The organism is Desulforhopalus glucosivorans (assembly GCF_054397165.1).
Genome location: NZ_AP044854.1, coordinates 3524901 through 3543644, shown reverse-complemented (window position 1 = coordinate 3543644; position 18744 = coordinate 3524901). Strand labels below are relative to the sequence as shown.

The 18744-nt window shown below is 45.8% G+C and carries 15 protein-coding genes; 12 read left to right on the top strand and 3 right to left on the bottom strand.

Going from position 1 to position 18744, the window contains the following annotated elements; translation table 11 throughout:
• Positions 1-2 precede the first annotated feature (2 nt).
• Positions 3-1343 (top strand): protein kinase domain-containing protein, encoded by a 1341-nt coding sequence (locus tag ACX6CI_RS15375; protein ID WP_458774529.1) that lies wholly within the window; start codon positions 3-5, stop codon positions 1341-1343.
• 22 nt (positions 1344-1365) lie between these two features.
• Here the strand turns inward: ACX6CI_RS15375 and ltaE are convergent, their stop codons facing one another.
• The gene (gene ltaE / locus ACX6CI_RS15370; RefSeq protein ID WP_458774528.1) at positions 1366-2388 is read right to left on the bottom strand and encodes a low-specificity L-threonine aldolase; all 1023 of its coding nucleotides are present in this window, start codon (positions 2386-2388) and stop codon (positions 1366-1368) included.
• A 247-nt stretch (positions 2389-2635) separates the two neighbouring features.
• Between ltaE and ACX6CI_RS15365 the strand changes: the two genes are divergently transcribed.
• A complete protein-coding gene (locus tag ACX6CI_RS15365; protein ID WP_458774527.1) occupies positions 2636-4603 on the top strand; it encodes a BRCT domain-containing protein in 1968 nt (655 codons plus the stop codon).
• A gap of 5 nt (positions 4604-4608) precedes the next feature.
• On the opposite strand, the gene ACX6CI_RS15360 is transcribed toward ACX6CI_RS15365, so the two are convergent.
• Positions 4609-4797: a tautomerase family protein gene (locus ACX6CI_RS15360; RefSeq protein WP_458774526.1), complete on the bottom strand. Its 189-nt coding sequence runs from the start codon at positions 4795-4797 to the stop codon at positions 4609-4611.
• A gap of 430 nt (positions 4798-5227) precedes the next feature.
• On the opposite strand from ACX6CI_RS15360, the gene galE reads away from it, so the two are divergent.
• The 10 genes from galE (at position 5228) to ACX6CI_RS15310 (ending at position 17009) form a co-directional block, all read left to right on the top strand.
• Positions 5228-6241, top strand: a complete 1014-nt coding sequence (galE, locus tag ACX6CI_RS15355; RefSeq protein WP_458774525.1) for a UDP-glucose 4-epimerase GalE — start codon at positions 5228-5230, stop codon at positions 6239-6241.
• Positions 6242-6864: 623 nt separating this feature from the next.
• A complete protein-coding gene (locus ACX6CI_RS15350) occupies positions 6865-7359 on the top strand; it encodes a hydrogenase maturation protease (protein WP_458774524.1) in 495 nt (164 codons plus the stop codon).
• 14 nt (positions 7360-7373) lie between these two features.
• On the top strand, positions 7374-8822 hold the full coding sequence (locus tag ACX6CI_RS15345) for a 4Fe-4S dicluster domain-containing protein (protein WP_458778475.1): 1449 nt from the start codon (positions 7374-7376) through the stop codon (positions 8820-8822).
• A gap of 78 nt (positions 8823-8900) precedes the next feature.
• Positions 8901-11984, top strand: a complete 3084-nt coding sequence (locus ACX6CI_RS15340) for an FAD-dependent oxidoreductase (protein WP_458774523.1) — start codon at positions 8901-8903, stop codon at positions 11982-11984.
• A gap of 113 nt (positions 11985-12097) precedes the next feature.
• Positions 12098-12517: a hydrogenase iron-sulfur subunit gene (locus ACX6CI_RS15335; RefSeq protein WP_458774522.1), complete on the top strand. Its 420-nt coding sequence runs from the start codon at positions 12098-12100 to the stop codon at positions 12515-12517.
• 12 nt (positions 12518-12529) lie between these two features.
• On the top strand, positions 12530-13471 hold the full coding sequence (locus ACX6CI_RS15330) for an NADH-quinone oxidoreductase subunit B family protein (RefSeq protein ID WP_458774521.1): 942 nt from the start codon (positions 12530-12532) through the stop codon (positions 13469-13471).
• A gap of 1 nt (position 13472) precedes the next feature.
• The gene (locus ACX6CI_RS15325) at positions 13473-14825 is read left to right on the top strand and encodes a Ni/Fe hydrogenase subunit alpha (RefSeq protein WP_458774520.1); all 1353 of its coding nucleotides are present in this window, start codon (positions 13473-13475) and stop codon (positions 14823-14825) included.
• 331 nt (positions 14826-15156) lie between these two features.
• Entirely contained in the window at positions 15157-15399 is a 243-nt protein-coding gene (locus tag ACX6CI_RS15320; RefSeq protein ID WP_458774519.1) for a hypothetical protein, read from the top strand.
• Positions 15400-15597: 198 nt separating this feature from the next.
• Positions 15598-16683 (top strand): hydrogenase formation protein HypD, encoded by a 1086-nt coding sequence (gene hypD, locus ACX6CI_RS15315; protein ID WP_458774518.1) that lies wholly within the window; start codon positions 15598-15600, stop codon positions 16681-16683.
• 80 nt (positions 16684-16763) lie between these two features.
• Entirely contained in the window at positions 16764-17009 is a 246-nt protein-coding gene (locus ACX6CI_RS15310; protein ID WP_458774517.1) for a hydrogenase/urease maturation nickel metallochaperone HypA, read from the top strand.
• A gap of 43 nt (positions 17010-17052) precedes the next feature.
• Here ACX6CI_RS15310 and ACX6CI_RS15305 read toward each other — a convergent pair whose 3' ends face one another.
• On the bottom strand, positions 17053-18681 hold the full coding sequence (locus tag ACX6CI_RS15305; RefSeq protein ID WP_458774516.1) for a hybrid sensor histidine kinase/response regulator: 1629 nt from the start codon (positions 18679-18681) through the stop codon (positions 17053-17055).
• Between the last annotated feature and the right edge of the window lie 63 nt (positions 18682-18744).

Genomic DNA, 18744 nt, shown 5'->3' with positions numbered 1-18744 from the left:
TTATGAAGAAGATAGGACGATATGAGATAACAGGCCGCCTTGGTAGAGGGGGCATGAGTAGTGTGTATAAGGCGAAGGCCCCCGTTACAGGTCGCCTGGTTGCCTTAAAACTACTTCAGCCGAGGGATGATATCTTTGAGGCGCTCGTGGGCTATGAACGTCTTAAGGAAATATTTATTGAAGAGGGAAGGATTATGGGGACAGTTTCCCATGATCATGTGGCTAAGATAATTGATTGTGACGAACATGAGGGGCAACCCTTTATAGTGCTTGAGTATTTTGCCCACTCTATTGGAACATTCATTGGCGAAGCCTATAGGGTGGAAGATGCCTCCCGGGTAATCTCCCTTGGAAAAACCAGACACTATCTGGAGCAGACCCTCAAGGGGCTTGAGAGACTGCACTTTGCAGGTATTGTCCATAGGGATGTAAAACCATATAACCTGATGATTACAAATGATGACCGGGTTAAAATTATAGATTTTGGCCTCTCCAGAGTGCGGGGGGAAGAGAAAATGTTGATCTCAGGTATGCAGGTGGGGTCTCCGTATTATGCAGCGCCTGAGCAGGAGAGGAATCCTGAGACAGCGGACGCCAGAGCTGATCTGTATAGTGTTGGCGTCTTGGGCTATCGTATGGTGACCGGGCAGCTTTATCTTCGATCTAAAAAAGGACTATCTCTGCCGCTATTGCAACCGGAGGTATCGGTTCCCTGGGAGAAGTTTCTTGGAAAGGCTGTGGCAAGGCAACCTGAAGATCGATTTGATAGTGCTCTCTCCATGCGTCTTGCACTGGAGTCTCTTCCTGTGTTGCAACAAGAGGCGTGCTGTAGTGGTGACTTTGCAGGTAATCCCACAGTCTCTTCAGGTCCCATTGTAAGATCCTTACCTGAGAGGGTGATGTTAAAAGATATCAGGGAACAGCTTGGTCTGGATGAGCTCTTTCGTCCGCTTACATATCATCGACCGCAATTCACTGTCTTGAACTCTGGGGTTGTAAGGGATAAGAGCAGTGGTCTTTTTTGGCAGCGAAGGGGGGCAGGTTTTACCCTTAACTGGAAGCAGGCCCAAGATTATGTGGCTCATCTCAACGAAATCTCCTGGGAAAACAGAACCAATTGGCGGCTTCCAACAGTTGAGGAAGTCGCTCTTATCCTAAACCCTCCTGTACACACAGAGAATTGTTCGAACTGGCCCTTGTTTGACAGGTCGCTGCACTGGCTCTGGACTGCTGATCATTGCAACAAGAAGCAGGCGTGGGTGGCTGATGTCGTAGAGAGCTTTTACCAGCGTCTTGACCGTGATGGTTCTGCCTCTGTTTGTGCCGTTAGCTCTGAGGTCTAGCTCGGTCAGTTCAGGGAGTAGGCTACGGTTTTTGTAGTTTGAAAAAGTCTGTGACCTTTGACAGTAGATAGGTCACATCACTTGTATCAACGTCGAGGTGGGTGACAAGCCGTGTGGTTGGTCCCGCACTGATGAGTATGTTGTGACGTGCAAGATAGATTTCAAGCTCGCGGGCTACAGCCTGCTCCAGACGACAAAACACCATATTCGTTGCAACACTATCGACCGTGATTCCATCTATGTTTTTTAATCCATCCGATAGGAGTGTTGCGTTATTGTGGTCTTCTGCTAATCTTTCTATATTGTTTTTCAGGGCATAGGTGCCAGCTGCAGCGAGTAATCCAGCCTGGCGCATACCGCCACCGACCATTTTTCTCCATCGTCTTGCCTGGTCGATAAAGGTGGTGCTGCCACAGAGGATTGACCCCACCGGGGCGCCGAGACCCTTTGAAAGACAGATGGACACTGAGTCAAAATGTTGTGTAATGGTATGAATCTCGCACTGTTGCTCAACCACTGCGTTGAAGAGGCGGGCTCCATCGAGGTGGATTTTGAGACCCTGCTTTTTGCAAAAAGCTGATGCTTCCTCGATATAGGAGAGAGGTAAGGACTTGCCGTTTTGAGTGTTTTCCAGGCAGAGAAGTCTCGTTTTAGCAAAATGGACATCGTCCGGTTTGATTTTTTCTTCAACTTTTATAAGATCAAGGGTCGAGTCTTTCTCGAATTCAATTGGTTGTGGCTGGATAGAGCCGAGCACTGCAGCTCCCCCTGCCTCATACTTATATGTGTGGGCCTGTTGGCCGACAATGTATTCATCTCCACGGCCGCAGTGGCTCATTATGCCAATGAGGTTTGCCTGGGTTCCACTTGCGGTAAAGAGCGAAGCGTCAAACCCTGTGAGTCTCGCCATTGTATCTTGTAAAGAGTTCACGGTGGGGTCATCGCCATATACATCATCTCCCACTGGGGCGCCTAGCATGGCGTCGCGCATTTTTTCAGATGGTTTGGTCACGGTATCACTGCGTAAATCAATCACTTTTTGCATGGTTTCTCTCGGTTGTTTCAAGATGGAAAAAGTATTATGTAGCTGATATAGATACAGCTCTATGTTTTCTTAAGAGTAAAATAGTATAGTATCCGCTTTTGTCGTTATAAAAGATATTGTAATGAACCACCCGCCGATAGGCGGCTAATACGTCGGGATAAGTACCTGCACAAAATTAATTCTGCCTGCAAAACGCAGAAATTGACTTCTAAGGTGCTCATATAAACATGATTTGTGAGAAGGTGAAATGGAAATAGGTAAAGAGCTGAGTGACAAGCAAATAGAAATACTTCAAAAGAGCGGTTTTACCTTCTCAGCTCTAACGGCGGCGTCATTTGTGGAGGTGACAGGTCTTGACGATGCGTCAACATTAAGCGATGACGAGCTTCTTGAGTTTTTGATAGCCGCAAATCTATTGTATCGTAATGGTGAACCAATTTGTTCGGATAGTAGTTATGATTTTACATTTCTTTCCGAGTTGAAAAACCGCAATCCAGAACATAGTTTCCTTCAAGAAGTTGAGCCGGAAGCCCTTGCGAGTGCTAAAACCGTGAGTTTGCCGGTCCGGATGCTTTCAACGGATAAGGCCTATGATTATGCAAGCATGTGTAGCTGGGGCAAAAGAATTGAAAAAGCCGCACAAGAGTGCGGTGTCTCCTTTGATGATCTTGTTTTTCGAGGCAGTCCAAAGTTAGATGGTTATGCAGCGTTTGACGATGGCAGGACGCTGTATACCAGAGGGGACGGTCGCAAGGGGACTGATATTAGTCGCGCCTTTGCCCGGGGGTTGCAGGTTGCAGGTAGCGGCGAGCGGGGGCTTGGACCCGGTGAGATTGTCGTGGCCAAATCCTATTTTAAGGCTCATCTGGCCCAGCATTTCGAAAATTCGAGAAACTTCCAGGCAAGTCTTATTAAGGAAAAGGAGTTGGAGGAGCCAGCCGCAAAGGCAATGGTTGAAGGTGCCGCTCTCTTTTACCCTTTTAGTGAGTTACCCCATTGGCAGGGGAGTTGGGCTGAGCTGTCTGCCGACTTTGAGGCCGTTGTAGGAAAGCTCTGGGAAGCAGTGGACTACGATATAGATGGTATTGTTTTTGAGATAATCGATGAAACTGTAAAAGAACACATGGGGGCCACAAGACACCACCATAGATGGCAGATTGCCTATAAGCAGAATAGTGAGATGGCAAATGTCAGGGTCTTGAACGTGGTTGCCCAGACATCACGGTCTGGCCGGGTCAATCCTGTGGCAGAAATCGAGCCGACTCGCTTAAGTGGAGCTCTTATTCAGCGGGCAACTGCCCATCACTACGGTATGGTGAGAGATAATGGTATTGGGGCGGGTGCTCTGATTAGGCTCTCCCGCAGTGGGGAGGTTATTCCTAAAATTGAGGAGGTGTTGGAATCGGTAACACCGCAGTTGCCAAAAACTTGCCCCAGCTGCGACTCAGCGCTTGTCTGGGAAAGTGACTATCTCGTCTGTGTGAATGTGATGGACTGCGCCGCCCAGAAGACCCACTCCATTGAACACTTTTTTAAGGTGCTCGGTAATGTTGATGGATTTGGACCTTCTTCAATTGCCAAAATATATGCTGGTGGAGTTGAAACCCTGCCTGAAATTTATAGCCTTAAAGAAGAAGACTTTGTTTCCTTTGGTTTTGGACCGAAGCAGTCGGAAAATATGGTCAGTCAGATGCGACGCAGTAGGGAAGAAGCTATTGAAGACTGGCGGTTCTTGGCCGCATTTGGCATCCATCGTATGGGGATGGGGAATTGTGAAAAGCTTCTTGGGGTCTATTTGTTAGAAGATATTTTTGAGCTTAACCGCGAACAAATTGTAGAGATAAAGGGTTTTAGCGAGAAGATTGCTGACGAGATTCTACCAGGTCTTGCAAGTGTGAAAGAAATGTTTCAAACGCTGTTGGGGCTTGGCTTTAATCTTGTCAGAACTGAGATTCAGAGTGATTCTGCAGCAACTATGACAAGTTCAGTCTCTGGGATGACCATTGTTTTTACAGGTACTATGCGTAAAGGCGGTCGTGATGAAATGAAACAGCAGGCGAAAAATCTGGGGGCCAAGGTGGGAAGCTCCATTACCGGCAAGACTGACCTGCTTGTTTGCGGAGCAAAGGTTGGGGCGTCAAAGATGAAAAAGGCTGAAGATCTTGGCGTGAAGATACTCAGTGAAGATGAGTATCTTCAGATGCTCAGCAATTAACTGTTTTACTTTGGTGGCTCGAGAAGCTTGCCTGCTTTAGCGATGTTTTCGTGGGGTACTTCGTCTATAAAAAGAAGGATCGCCTCAGGTGGCTTGTTGGCGGCCTTGCTGATAACCTTAGTGACTCCTTCTGAAATTTCAGCCTTCTGTTCTTTTGTTAAGGTACCGGCAACTCTGATGTTTACGTATGGCATGGTGATGACTCCTGCTGTGTGTTAATGTGTTGATGTGCTTTTGTGTGTTTATGTCAAGGATGCTGGTGATTGCCTGTAGCTCGTTGTTTATTCTGATGGTCAAATGAACTACTGGTAACGCCTTTTTTCCCAGACGGTTGTGCAATGTTTGCTAAGGTACTCCGTTTTCTGGAATGAACAAAGCGGAATTTTTATAGTCCACTTTTAGAAGTGCAGTTAGTGCCTTGTTCCTGAAAGCCTGTCATAAAAACAGGTAGCGTAGAGTCCGGGAAAATCAGGAATTGAATTTCTAATCGTACGTTTAGTTTTATCACCAGATAGTGAACGTAGTGAGGCCTTCTAGACACTTATCCCGCTCATTGGGGTAGTCTTTTGCAGGGTTTAAGTACACAATGTTTTATCTCAGCTAAATTAAAAAGAGAGTGATTATATGCATATTCTTGTGACCGGAGGGGCTGGCTATATTGGGAGTCATACCTGTCTTGAGTTGTTGAATTGTGGTCATCAGGTAACTGTAGTTGATGATCTGTCAAACTCAAGTATTGAGTCGTTACACCGTGTTGAAAAATTGACAGGCAAGGCTGTCAGTTTCTTTGAAGTCGATCTTCTTGATAGGGCGGCTCTGAGGAAGGTGTTTGCCGGTGTTGATGTCCGTTTCGATGCTGTAATTCATTTTGCCGGTAAAAAGGCGGTGGGGGAGTCGGTGGAAAAACCACTTCTCTATTACCATAATAATATAACCGGAACCCTCATTCTTGCGGGAGTTATGGCGGAGTACGGAGTGAAAAATATTATCTTCAGCTCTTCTGCAACAGTGTACGGTGATCCTGCGACGGTCCCTATAACTGAAGACTTTCCTCTTTCATGTACCAATCCATACGGTCGAACAAAACTCATGGTTGAGGAAATCCTGGCAGATCTGCATGCAGCAGATGATCAATGGAATGTCTGCTTGCTTCGATACTTTAATCCGGTTGGGGCCCATAAGAGCGGTGAAATTGGTGAAGATCCCAACGGTATTCCCAATAATTTGATACCATATATCTCTCAGGTTGCAGTAGGTAAACTCGAGAAGTTGTCAGTTTTCGGTAATGATTACGACACTAAAGATGGAACCGGGGTGCGGGATTATATCCATGTGGTTGATTTGGCACTCGGGCATGTGAAGGCTCTTGACAAGGTGGTAACAAAACCCGGCGTTGTTATCTATAATCTTGGTACTGGTAATGGTTATAGCGTACTCGATATGGTCAGAGCGTTCGGCAAGGTTTCTGGCGTTGAAATCGCTTATCAGATCGTAGAGCGCAGGGCTGGGGATATTGCGGCTTGTTATGCAAATCCTGCTAAAGCCCTCGATGAGTTGGGGTGGAAAGCACAGTATGGTCTGGAAGAAATGTGCGAAGATACCTGGCGCTGGCAGAAAAATAATCCCAATGGGTTTTAGTACCTTACTCAGGAAAACCTGTTATAAAAAACAAGAGACTGAGTTGAGGTAAATTCATTGTTTCGGGTAATTCACACGGTACTGATCCAGCGATACTAAAATTTTTTCCGCTTGTCGGGTTAGTCTCGATGAGTTGCGTGCGTACCCTATTAAACTCACTACAGATAGTAACTGTAGTGAGTTGTTGCTGAGTAAATTATAGTTTTTTTCTTAGTTCTGCTTCAAGCTCTAGTTCTCGCTAGAGCCTCATTTGCACATCTGAATAAGTTTTCGTTTTTACCTTTCTCTGTTGGTTTTTTACTTTTTTTCCTCCTGTACATTATGGTCCTTGTTCTGTCTTTGGTAATACCAATACCCCTGTTTCATACCAATTTTATCAGGTCCTTCATCGTGGTATATTTGGAGTTAATGTGGTCTAAGTGTTTGAAACAGTGTGGATAGTGTCACTTTGTGGTGCTGGGTTTGCTGTTATGGTAATAATGGACAGGAAAAATTGGTCTAGAATAGTAATAGTTTCACAAACATGCTGTAGGTCATGGAATCTTAGGGAAAATTGCTATTGCTTTAACAGAAGACCAATGGTACTTTCTCTGAAACTTTGAACATGAGGCACTGTTTGCACAATGAGAACAAAAGACGAAGTCGTTAAAATATTTGGTTGTGGAAATGTTATTATGGGGGACGACGCCTATGGTCCCTCCGTCGTTGACAAGTTAAATGATACCTATGCTCTTCCGGACCACGTTGAGGCGATTGACGTGGGGACTTGTATACGGGAATATCTGTTTGACTATCTATTAATGGAAGAAGGGCGGCCTGATAGGCTTGTTATTCTGGATGCTGTCGATTTTACAGACAGGGCTCCGGGTGACGTTTTTGAGATTCGCCCCACTGAAATTCCTGCCAAGAAGATCCACGATTTTTCCCTCCATCAATTCCCCACTGTTAATTTATTGCAGGAGTTAGAGGAAAACACCGGTATCAAGGTGTTGATTTTAGCTGCACAAATTGAGTTTATCCCCGAAGAAATTGCGCCGGGGCTTTCTCCTGCAATGACAAAAGCCGTTAATATAGCGTGTGAGAAGGTTTCACAAGTTCTTTCTCTAAAAGTTAAGTGAGGTGACCTTTTATGATGTACGAATTTAAAGTCAGCCAGCTTGCAGAAGAATTTGGAGTCCATCGAAACACCATAAGAAACTGGATTAATGCCGGAACCCTTCCCGCGACAGAAGGGCCTGGTAGAAAGTATCTTATGAAGTTTCACGACTACCAGAAACTCTGCGAGAAGTTCGGCCGAGAACCACATGTCAGTCCGGGTACTAATGTCGATCCATCGGCCCTTGGGGCCTTTGAAGAAACAGACTTGGAACCCTATGCGGTAAATGGTTTTAAAAGTCAACTGGCACTCGATCCATCCTGGGCAGACTCTTGTCTCACCTGTGGAACTTGTGCAAGTGCTTGCCCCATTTCAGGTGTAGATGGTCTTGATCCCAGAAAGATTGTGCGTATGGCTGTACTAGGGATGGATAAGGAACTCGTTGATTCAACCTGGCCATGGAAATGTACCATGTGTGCCAAGTGTGAAGAGGCTTGTCCTGAAAACATTCAGATTATCTCGCTTATGCGAAAAATTCGTGGCACAAGAGAGCGTGATAAGGTGCCAGGGCCCATCCACAAAGGTGTGGTTATGTGTCTTGAGCGCGGTAATAACCTCGGTATTCCAAAAGATGACTTTGTTTTTCTCTGTGAAGATCTTGGGGAAGAACTGGCAGAAGAAAGTTGTCCAGGTTTTGTAACACCCCTTGATGTTCATGGCGCAAGAGTGCTGGTTACTGTGAACTCCAAAGAGCCTTTTGGAGAGCCCGATGACATGAAGTGGTGGTGGAAAATTTTTTATGCCGCAGGGGAGTCCTGGACCATTTCCACAGAAAACTGGGAAGGTGTTAACTGGGGATTATTTTCCGGTGATGATGAATCGATGAAGACCGTTGTCGGGCGAATAGTCGACAACATGCGGAGGTTGAACTGTAAAGTCCTCCTCCTCCCAGAGTGAGGCCATGCATACTTTGCAACCCGGTCCGGGTTGAACAGATGGTACCCTGAAGCACTCAAAGAATTCAAAATTGCAACTGTGTTCGATCTTCTCCTTGAATATATAGAGAATGACAGGATTCAGCTTGATAAGGCTATTCATAATATTCCCACTGCATACCATGATCCATGTAACTACGGTCGCAAGTCTTTGAAAGCCTTTGGTCAGGCCTATTTTGAAGAAGGCCGCGCAGTAGCCAGTGCCTGTTGTGATGATGTCCGCGAACTTAATCCCAACCGTAATGGTGCATACTGCTGTGGTGCCGGTGGTGGTGCCTGGGCGCTACCATACGCTGATGAACGGGTTTTCTATGGCAGAACCAAGGCACGTCAGATCACTGAGTCCGGTGCTGAACTGATTGTTGCCCCATGTCACAATTGCCGCGATCAGATCATGAAATCCCTGAACAAGGAATATGATTTAGGTATTGAAGTGAAATATCTTTGGGAGCTTGTTTCAGACTCATTGATTATGCCCGATAAGCAGTAGAGCTAAGAGGAAGTGCTCGTATCCTCTTTGAGGCTGGGCATATTTAGAAATGAGACATCCTTCTGAAGATACAAGAGGATGTTGAGAACCATTCGACAGGAGACACACGTCATGCTAGACACAAAGAAAGTTGGGTCGGTAATGATCGTGGGAGGTGGAGTGACAGGGATGCAGGCAGCCCTTGATCTCGCTGATTCCGGATACTACGTGTATCTGGTTGAAAAGTCTGGAGCCATTGGCGGTGCCATGGCCCAGCTTGACAAAACCTTCCCGACCAATGACTGCTCGATGTGAATCATCGCGCCAAAATTGGTAGAGTGCGGTCGGCACTTGAATATAAAGTTGATGACGCTCAGCGAAGTTGTTGGAGTAGATGGTAACGCTGGGAATTTTAATGTAACGGTAAAAGAATCTCCCCGTTACGTGGATGTGGATAAGTGTATCGCCTGTGGGGCATGTACTGAAAAATGTCCGAAAAAAGTTGATAGCGAATATGACGCTGCAACGGGTAAGCGTAAGGCAATTTATGTTAAATATGCCCAGGCTGTACCCCTCAAGTATCAAATTGATCCGGATTCCTGTATCCGTCTAAAAAAACCAGGTGCATGTGGCTTTTGTGAGACGGTTTGTGATGCCGGTGCAATTAATTTTGATGACACCGAAAAAATGCACGAAATCAATGTGGGCGCTGTGGTTCTTGCTCCCGGTTTTGAAGCATATGATCCAACAGATGCAGGTGTCTGGGGATACGGTACCAATAAAAATGTTATCACCGCGCTGCAGCTTGAAAGATATCTTTCAGCCTCTGGCCCCACCGAAGGACACCTTATCCGTCCCTCCGATGGTAAGCCTGCCCGTAAGGTAGCATTCCTCCAGTGTGTTGGCTCAAGGGATGAAAATCTTTGTGGTAACGGATACTGCTCTTCAGTTTGTTGTATGTATGCAATCAAGGAAGCAGTGATAGCTAAAGACCACGTTCCAGGGTTGCAGACTTCCATATTCTATATGGATATGCGTACCCATGGTAAAGAGTTCGATATGTATCTCGAGCGTGCCAAGAATGAATCAGGTGTTCGTTTTGTCCGTTGTCGTGTAAACGGCGTTGAAACCGATGGTGTTGGTGGTGATTGTCGTCTTAGCTATGTTAACGAAGAAGGCCGTCAGATAGAAGAGTTCTACGACATGGTTGTTCTCTCTGTTGGTCTGCAGACTCCAAAGCATGTGCTGGAGCTTGCTCACACAGCAGACATCAAACTGACTGCAGATAACTTTGCAGCCACCTCTGATTTTGCCCCTGTTCAGACGTCTCGCGAGGGAATCTTTACCTGTGGAGCCATCGCTGGCCCTAAGGATATTCCACAATCTGTTGTTGAAGGTTCTGCCGCCGCTGCAGCTGTAGCTGATCTTCTTGCTCCAACAAGACATGAGTTGACTACTGAGGCAACCTTTCCAACTGAAAAGGATATCGCCAAAGAAGAACCTCGAATCGGTGTTTTTGTTTGTCACTGTGGTTCTAATATTGCCGGTATCGTTGATGTTGAGGCGGTTGAGCAGTATGCAGAGACGCTTCCAGATGTTGTGTATGTGGAGCGTAATCTCTTCAGCTGTTCCCAGGATACTCAGGATATGATCACCAAGCGTATCCAGGAACAGAATCTTAACCGAATTGTTATTGCTGCCTGTACACCACGTACCCATGAGCCGCTTTTTAGAGAGACCCTAAAAGCCGCTGGCCTCAATGAGTATCTGGTTGAGATGGCAAATATCAGAAACCACGATTCCTGGGTACATGTGCAGGATCCGAAGGGTGCAACGGCGAAGGCTAAAGATCTCGTTCGCATGGCTGCGGCCAAGGTAACCTATGGAGATTCTCTCAAGCCCATTTCAGTACCAATAACCCAGAAAGGTCTGGTCATAGGTGGCGGTGTAGCGGGGATGACCTCTGCACTCAACCTTGCCGAACAGGGCTTTGAAGTTCACCTGATCGAGCAGACTGATACCCTTGGTGGTAACGCCCTGCATCTTAAGCATACCTGGGCAGGCGAGCATGTGCCGACACAGTTGGCAAAGCTTGTAGATAAGGTGATCTGGAACGACAAGATTATCCTGCATAAGGAGACCAGGGTCACTGCTGTTGAGGGGTTTGTTGGTAACTTCCGTTCAACCGTTACCACAAAAGATGGTAAAAGTAAGGTTATTGAGCATGGTGCGGGAATCGTTGCAACCGGTGGGGAGCCATTTACTCCGCAGGAATATAACTACGATAACATTACCCGCGTGGTTACCTCTGTACAGTTTGATAAACTCTTTGAGCTGAAAGAAAAGCATGTGAAAAGTGCCAGGCGCTTTGTTTTTATCCAGTGTGTTGGTTCCCGTGAAGGTGACAACATGTACTGCTCAAAGGTGTGTTGTACCCACTCTGTACAGTCAGCCATTGCTCTTAAGAAAGAAAACCCTGAACGTAATGTGTACATTCTCTACCGGGATATGCGCACCTACGGACAGCGGGAAGCTCTCTATAAGCAGGCCAGAAAGCTTGGTGTGATTTTCATTAACTATGAACTGCACGGCAAACCAAAGGTCACTGAAGATGGCACGGTTCTGAATGTTGAAGTGTGGGATCATGTTCTGCATAGACCGCTCAGAATTGAGACTGATCTTGTGATTCTGGCAACTGCTGTACGACCTAAGGCTGATGCTTCTGATCTTGGTAAGCTCTATAAGGTTCCTGTTGATGGACACGGATTCTTCCAGGAGGCTCACGCCAAACTTCGTCCGGTTGATTTTTCAACCGACGGTATGTTTGTCGCGGGGTTAGCCCACTATCCAAAACCCATTGAAGAGTCGGTGGCCCAGGCCCTTGCTGCTTCTTCAAGAGCTGCAACCCTGCTCTCGAAAACAAGTGTTTCACTTGATGCCATAAAGGCAACTGTGGACGAGAATTTTTGTGATGGTTGTGCTCTCTGTGTGGATGTTTGTCCTTACGGTGCGATTACGCTGACCGACCGAGAGGCTGGTGAGGGACAGATCATCAGGGTGAATAAGGCGCAGTGTAAGGGATGTGGTCTCTGTCAGGGAACTTGTCCTAAGCGTGGAGTCTTTGTTGCAGGATTCACCATGAAGCAGATCAGTGCGCAGATACAGGCGGCTCTTGCTGTCTGATTTAAAAAAATCTTGAATTAAATCGAAGCCTCTCCTGTCGCATGCGTTGTTCTCCCTGTGCGGCGTGGAGGGGATTTTCGAGATAAAATTTAAAGTTGAAAGGAGTAGATCACATGAGTTTTGAGCCTAAAATTGTTGCTTTTTGCTGCAACTGGTGCTCCTATGCCGCCGCTGATCTCGCGGGTACTGCCAGAATGCAGTATCCGGCTAATGTGCGGATTATTCGAGTTATGTGTTCTGGTATGGTTCATCCTGAATTTATTATGGATGCACTTAATCAGGGCGCAGATGGGGTTATGGTACTTGGCTGACACCTCGGTGAATGTCATTACCTGGATGGTAATTATAAAGCGATGACCCGCTCAGATATGGTCGTAGAGTTGTTGGAAGATTTTGGATATGAAGCGGAGAGATTCAGCCTTGCCTGGGTATCTTCAGCGGAACCTGATAAATTTGTCGACGCGGTCACTACAATGACTGCCCAGGTGAAAAAGTTGGGTCCTGTAATCAGTGAAGATGCCAAAGCGGCATAACAGGAGGGAGATATGGGTGTAACTACAGCTATGGAGTGGCTGGGATCCTGTTCAGGGTGTGAAATTGCCATCCTGAATATCGGTGAAGATCTCGTTCCTATAATCACTGAAGCACTGGATATTGTACATGCGCCGGTGTTGATGGATCATAAATATTTTGGTCAGTGTGGTGAGGGTGTGACCCTCACAATTCCCGAAGCTGTTGTGGGAATTGTGACCGGTGGCGTCAGCAATCACGAGCACATTGAAATCTTAGAAGAGATGCGGGAAAAATGTCAGGTACTTATTGCCCTTGGTACCTGCGCCACCCATGGTGGGATTCCTGCTCTGATGAATGGGCAGAATTTAGATGATGCGGTGGCCGATATATTCAGCACTGAATCAACAGATCCTGATTCTCCGATTCCAAGTGTTGAGGTACCACCGCTTCTTGACCGTGTGTATGCATGTGATGAGAAGGTGAAAATCGACATGCAGCTTCCTGGCTGCCCACCAAATCCTGCGCTTATTGCAGAGGTTATCATATCACTTGTTGAAGGCAGAGATCCGGTTTTGCCTGGAAAGAGTGTCTGTGATAGTTGTCCAACCAGGCGGGAAGGAAAGGGGGAAGTGAAGGAGTTGAAGCGTTTTCTGACCAATGCCGAATTTAAGGCGGGTGAGCCAATTGATGAAATGCGCTGTCTGCTTGAGCAGGGGTACCTCTGCATGGGTCCTGTAACTGCAGCGGGTTGTGCAAAACGTGGAGCACCAAGCTGCATTAGTGCAAGAGTGCCATGCCGCGGTTGCTTTGGCCCGGTACGAAAAGATGGAAATCAGCTGCTTGATATGATGAACGCTCTTGCAAGTAACGGCATTGACTATAAATCAGTTATAGATCGCCGCTCAATACTGAGGTTTTCAGGAGCCCATGGAACACTTCGACCTCTGAAAAAGAAGGTCGTAGAGGAGGATTAAGATGGGAAAGGTATTAAATATAGCACCAGTTTCCCGCATTGAAGGGCATGCTAAGATTGCGATACATCTTGGTGATGATGGTAACGTGGATGATGCGTTTCTCCATATCCAGTCTCTTCGCGGGTTTGAAAAATTTATAGAGGGCAGGCCTGCTGAAGAAGTGCCCCGTATCGTTAATCGTATCTGTGGAATTTGCCCATGGATGCATCACTTAGCATCCAATAAGGCTGTTGATGGAGCATTTGGTGTAACACCTACTCCAACAGGGCATAAGCTTCGGGAAATGTGCCAGGTTTTAGCTCACATCAATGATAAAATTCTACACTTTTTCTTTTTGGCAGCGCCTGACTTTGTTTTAGGTCCGGATGCAGATTATTCTGTCAGAAATGTTATCGGTGTTGTTAAAGCGGCTCCTGAGCTTGCAACCCAGGTTGTTAAGATGCGTCAGCTCGGTCAGATGATGCTGGATAAATTTGCTGGAAAGGCGATTCATCCCATTGCGGGTGTTGTTGGTGGTTTTGCAAAACCAATGACAGAAGCAGAGCGACTCGAACTCCTTGAAGGGAGTCGCACTCTGCTAGATTTCTCCACCTATGCACTGGATTTTGCCGTTGAAAATGTATTTTCTAAATACATGGATGTTATTGGCGAGCTTGGTGTGATTACTACCGGATTCCTAGGGACAGTTGACCGGGAAGATGGAGCGCTCAGACTGTATGATGGCAAGCTTCGTTTGATGAAGCCTGACGGAAGTTACGATGATTTTGAAGGGACTGATTACCTTACCCATCTCGGCGAGCACGTTGAGCCATGGGGGTATTCAAAAATGCCTTATGCCAAGAATTGGAATGAAGGTTTTGATATGGAGCTTTCTGCTCCTAAAGGAATCTACCGCTCAAACACCCTTGCACGCATAAATGTTTGTGACAGGATTTCCACACCAAAGGCCCAGGCTGCACTTGAACAATTCCGTGCTTCTTTTGGTCGTCCTGCACAGCAGACGCTCCTCTATCATTATGCACGACTCATTGAAATGATCTATGCATGTGAGCGCACCATAGAGCTTCTGGAGTGGGAAGGTATTACTGATACAAATGTACGGGCTAAGGCTGAACCTAAGGCTGGACGTGGTGTTGGTATTGTTGAGGCTCCTCGTGGTACTCTTATTCATGATTACCAGACCGATGACAACGGTTGTATAACCAAGGCCAATCTCATTGTTGGTACAACCCATAATATTGCACCAATGAATATGAGTGTTAAGCAGGCTGCTACAACGCTCATCAAAGATGGTGTCTATAACGAGGGTTTGCTTAATCAGGTGGAGATGGCGGTCCGAGCCTACGACCCCTGAATGTCTTGCGCAACCCACCGCCTGGATGGCGGCATACCAGTATCAGTCTCAATCAAAGATTCAAAAGGTACAGAGATTGACAATATAGTCAGTTAGCACCTTCTGAACTTGGTGAAGGTACGTACCCACGGTTATTTGTGGTTCACCGGGGTTAAGAGCTTTTATCAAGGGAAACCATAATCTTTTTGCTTATGGGTAGAGAAGTAAAGGCGGCAGGTAAAGATGATTTTAGTTGACCGCCTTTATTGTTTTTTTTGATTGAAAAGGTAATATAGATCTTATTATAATGTCCTCCGTTTATCGGGTGACTTACTTTGTGGAGGAAGCTCCAATGTCAAACCGACGTAGAACACAGGTTCGCGCAGAAAATCCAAGCGGTTCCTGTGGAAAGCTTGATCATATGACCATCGACGAGTTGAAGGCGCGAGCCGTTGGTGACGATTTTGACGGCACATGTCCCGCATGTGGTAAATTTCATCTTACCCATGAAGAAATTGAGAAACTTGAATCAGAAAAAGTGTCAGAATCGGCAAGTTATCAGGAAATGAAAAAAGAGGCGGAAGCCGAAAAGTAAAATTTTTTATAAGAAAATTAAGATTATTTAGTACGTTAGGAATCCTTTTCGGTTGTATGCTTTAGGAATGGACTTCATGAAGGTGCGTATCTTAGCTTACTTTTCGTTCGCTGAGGGTAACTTAATTACGTACGAAAATACTAAAGCCCAGGTGATGGTTATTGCTTGGGCTTTAGGTATGGTATAGGGAGCTGTAATTTGGGTAAGGATCTTGATCGTCAAAAGCTGCTGTTGGATGAGTTGCATAAGCTCGTTGATCGTCCGATGCGCCTTATGGTCGTCTGCGGTACACAGAACAAGGCGATATTAAAACATGATCTTCGTGATCAGTTACCAGAAGATCTTGATCTCGTTGCAGGACCTGGTTGCAGTGTCTGTGTTATGCCAGCAGGGCATATTGATGCATTTGTTAAAATTGCTGTTCAGCCCGATGTTATTACAGCAGGCTGCGAAGATCTACTAAAGGTTCCTGGAAGTAAAGAGTCCCTCGAGTCCGTTATGTCCAAAGGTGCCAGGGTTGAACTTATCACTTCTCCCATGGACGCCCTCGATATAGCCAGACGTGAACCTGGCTACACCGTTGTTTATCCGGCTGTTGGCTTTGAAGCCACTGCGCCAAGTGTTGCCGAAACGATTTTAGAAGCAGCCAGGCTTGGTGTTGAAAATTTTTGTGTTGTACCCTCAATCAGGCTATTACCTCCAACCATCGATCTGTTGATGATGGACCCGGAGCTCAATATTCGTGGCCTGCTCTGTTCAGATCATATTAATACTATTTCAGACACTGAAGCCTATACCGATCTTGCCAAAAAGCATAAGCTCTCTTGTTATATAGCTGGCTTTGAAATAATTGATATTATTGAAGGTATTGTGAGCCTTGTTCGTCAGATTCGTAATGACGAGTCGCTCTTTGATGACACCTCTGCATTTATTTATTCATCTGATGATAACCGCAAGGCCCGAAAAATGGTTTCTGAGGTGTTTTTTACCGTGGATACTGATTGGCGGGGCTTAGGCACCATTGAAAAAAGTGGTTTTGTGATCCGTGATGAGCTTTCTTTGTATGATGCAACAAAACGATTTAATGTTCGCTTCAAAGAAGGCGAAGAGTCGTGTATGTGTCAATGTAATGCAATTATTACAGGAAGAGGCTTACCTCCTGACTGTCCCGCATTTGGAATGGTCTGTTCTCCCCAGTCTCCTGTGGGGCCCTGTATGATTTCAGACGAAGGAATCTGCCACTCCTATTTTAAATATCATGTCCAGTCTACCAGATCATCCTGAGATGGATGATTTGCGTTACTCATTCTTAATGTATACGTTATGACAGCTTTTCTGGAGTAAGGTACTACGAGGGCGTTTCTATGCATGAGTTTTCTCTTGCCCAGGGCTTACACACCCAGCTTATGGATCTTGTCCGTGAACATGGGATGAAGCGTGTGCGAATGGCCGAGATTGTTGTTGGAGATAATGCCGGTATTGTGGAGGAATCCTTTCTCTTTGGTTTTAATGTTCTTGTTGATCAGTATGAGGAAACCAAGGGGATTGATCTCGTTGTGACCCGTGATGAAGGCAGTGATCTCATTCTGCAGCGCCTGGAGCTTGAGTAAGGTGTCGTCCACCTGTCTTATCAAAAAAAATGAGATATTGGGGCTAGGTGTTTAATATTTCCGAAACTACAGTGGCCAGTTCGGTGGATGAAAATGGTTTTTGCAGGAAATGTACATCCTTTTCCAGTATTCCATTGTGGGCTATGATATCTTCCGTATACCCTGAGGTGAAAAGACACTTGCATTGAGGTACCAGTGAACAAAGCCGGTTTGCCAATTCCTTTCCGTTCATTTCAGGCATTACTACATCAGTTATCAGTAGGTCAAATTCAGGCGAGTTGCTATCTTGTACTAAATCCAGTGCCTGGCTTGGCGACAAAGCGCAAAATACCTTATAGCCGAGTTGTCTGAGCATATCTTTGCCCACTTCAAGGATTGTCTCCTCATCTTCAACGAGAAGAATTATCTCCCCATTACCAAGGGGTGGTTCTGTTAATTTATAATGGGCACTTTCGCTCTTCTTCTTATCACATGGTAAAAATATTTTAAATGTAGAACCAATATCCGGTTCACTATAGGTATTTATAAAGCCACGGTTTTGTTGCACAATGCCATACACACTTGAGAGGCCGAGGCCAGTCCCTCTGCCTTGCTCCTTTGTTGTGAAAAAGGGTTCGAAAATTTGTTGGATAGTTGCTTCATCCATCCCTGCGCCATTATCACTTACACTCAGTTGGACGTATTTCCCGGCAGTAAGGTGTGGCGGATGCACGGTGTTCTTAGGCTCAAATGTTACATTTTTAGTTTCAACTATAATTGTCCCAACGCCGTTAATAGCGTCCCTTGCATTGACACAAAGGTTGGTGAGTATTTGGTCAACCTGGCTTGGGTCAATCTTCACTGACCACAGATCTTTCCCGAGGTTAGTGTTAAGGGTTATGTCTTCCCCAATGACACGTTTAAGCAAGTTGTGGATAGTAGTCACACAATCGTTGAGGTTGAGTGTTTTGGGGTCAATGGTCTGTTTTCTGGCAAATGCTAAGAGCTGACTCACAAGGGCGGCTGAACGATGGGCTACATCCTCAATACTGTCGAGTCTTGCGTAAACCTGGTGTTCCTCTTTGGTGTGAATTTTTGCAAGTTCAGCATGGCCGATAATAGCTGTGAGCATATTATTAAAATCGTGGGCGATGCCACCGGCAAACTGACCAATGGATTCCAGTTTTTGAGACTGTAACAGTTGCTCCTGTAGCTTTTTCTGCTCTTCTTTTGCCTTTACCTGTTGTGTAATATCTTTAATGATACAATATGTTTGCTGAAATTCACCCAGGGTGTTTTTGCCTACTCTGCCATCGAGGTTAACTGTAAGGACAGACCCGTCCTTTTTGATCATCTCAAATTCAAATCCTAATATTTCACCGACGGCTTTAAGCTTAGGAAAATTTTGTTTATAGAGCTCTTTCCATTCCTCACCAAGGAAATCTCCAAAACTTTGACCAATTACTTCCTCCCTTTCGTAGCCAAGAATGTCGAGCCATGCCTGATTAGTTTCAATAAGGCGGCCCGCTTCATCAAGGGACTGGTAACCTAAGGGAGAGCGTTCATAGAGTTCTCTCAGGTAAACCGTTTCCTGTTTGAGCTGATCTTCGCGAATTTTAGCTTCTTGGAGTAGTTTTTTTGATTCGTCCAATTCAGCTAAAAGTTGTATTTCCATCGGCGTGGGTGAGGACATATGAATTATTAAATGTAAGGTGTAATAATCTGGTATATTATGAAATACATTGCCTCTGTTGCC

What these genes read in the sequence shown, in the direction of transcription:
- galE (WP_458774525.1), top strand. Translation starts at nt 5,228, where the DNA reads ATGCATATTCTTGTGACCGGAGGGGCTGGCTATATTGGGAGTCATACC.
- ACX6CI_RS15330 (WP_458774521.1), top strand. Translation starts at nt 12,530, where the DNA reads ATGGGTGTAACTACAGCTATGGAGTGGCTGGGATCCTGTTCAGGGTGT.
- ACX6CI_RS15310 (WP_458774517.1), top strand. Translation starts at nt 16,764, where the DNA reads ATGCATGAGTTTTCTCTTGCCCAGGGCTTACACACCCAGCTTATGGAT.
- ACX6CI_RS15305 (WP_458774516.1), bottom strand. Translation starts at nt 18,681, where the DNA reads ATGTCCTCACCCACGCCGATGGAAATACAACTTTTAGCTGAATTGGAC.
- ACX6CI_RS15375 (WP_458774529.1), top strand. Translation starts at nt 3, where the DNA reads ATGAAGAAGATAGGACGATATGAGATAACAGGCCGCCTTGGTAGAGGG.
- ACX6CI_RS15365 (WP_458774527.1), top strand. Translation starts at nt 2,636, where the DNA reads ATGGAAATAGGTAAAGAGCTGAGTGACAAGCAAATAGAAATACTTCAA.
- ACX6CI_RS15350 (WP_458774524.1), top strand. Translation starts at nt 6,865, where the DNA reads ATGAGAACAAAAGACGAAGTCGTTAAAATATTTGGTTGTGGAAATGTT.
- ACX6CI_RS15325 (WP_458774520.1), top strand. Translation starts at nt 13,473, where the DNA reads ATGGGAAAGGTATTAAATATAGCACCAGTTTCCCGCATTGAAGGGCAT.
- ltaE (WP_458774528.1), bottom strand. Translation starts at nt 2,388, where the DNA reads ATGCAAAAAGTGATTGATTTACGCAGTGATACCGTGACCAAACCATCT.
- ACX6CI_RS15360 (WP_458774526.1), bottom strand. Translation starts at nt 4,797, where the DNA reads ATGCCATACGTAAACATCAGAGTTGCCGGTACCTTAACAAAAGAACAG.
- ACX6CI_RS15320 (WP_458774519.1), top strand. Translation starts at nt 15,157, where the DNA reads ATGTCAAACCGACGTAGAACACAGGTTCGCGCAGAAAATCCAAGCGGT.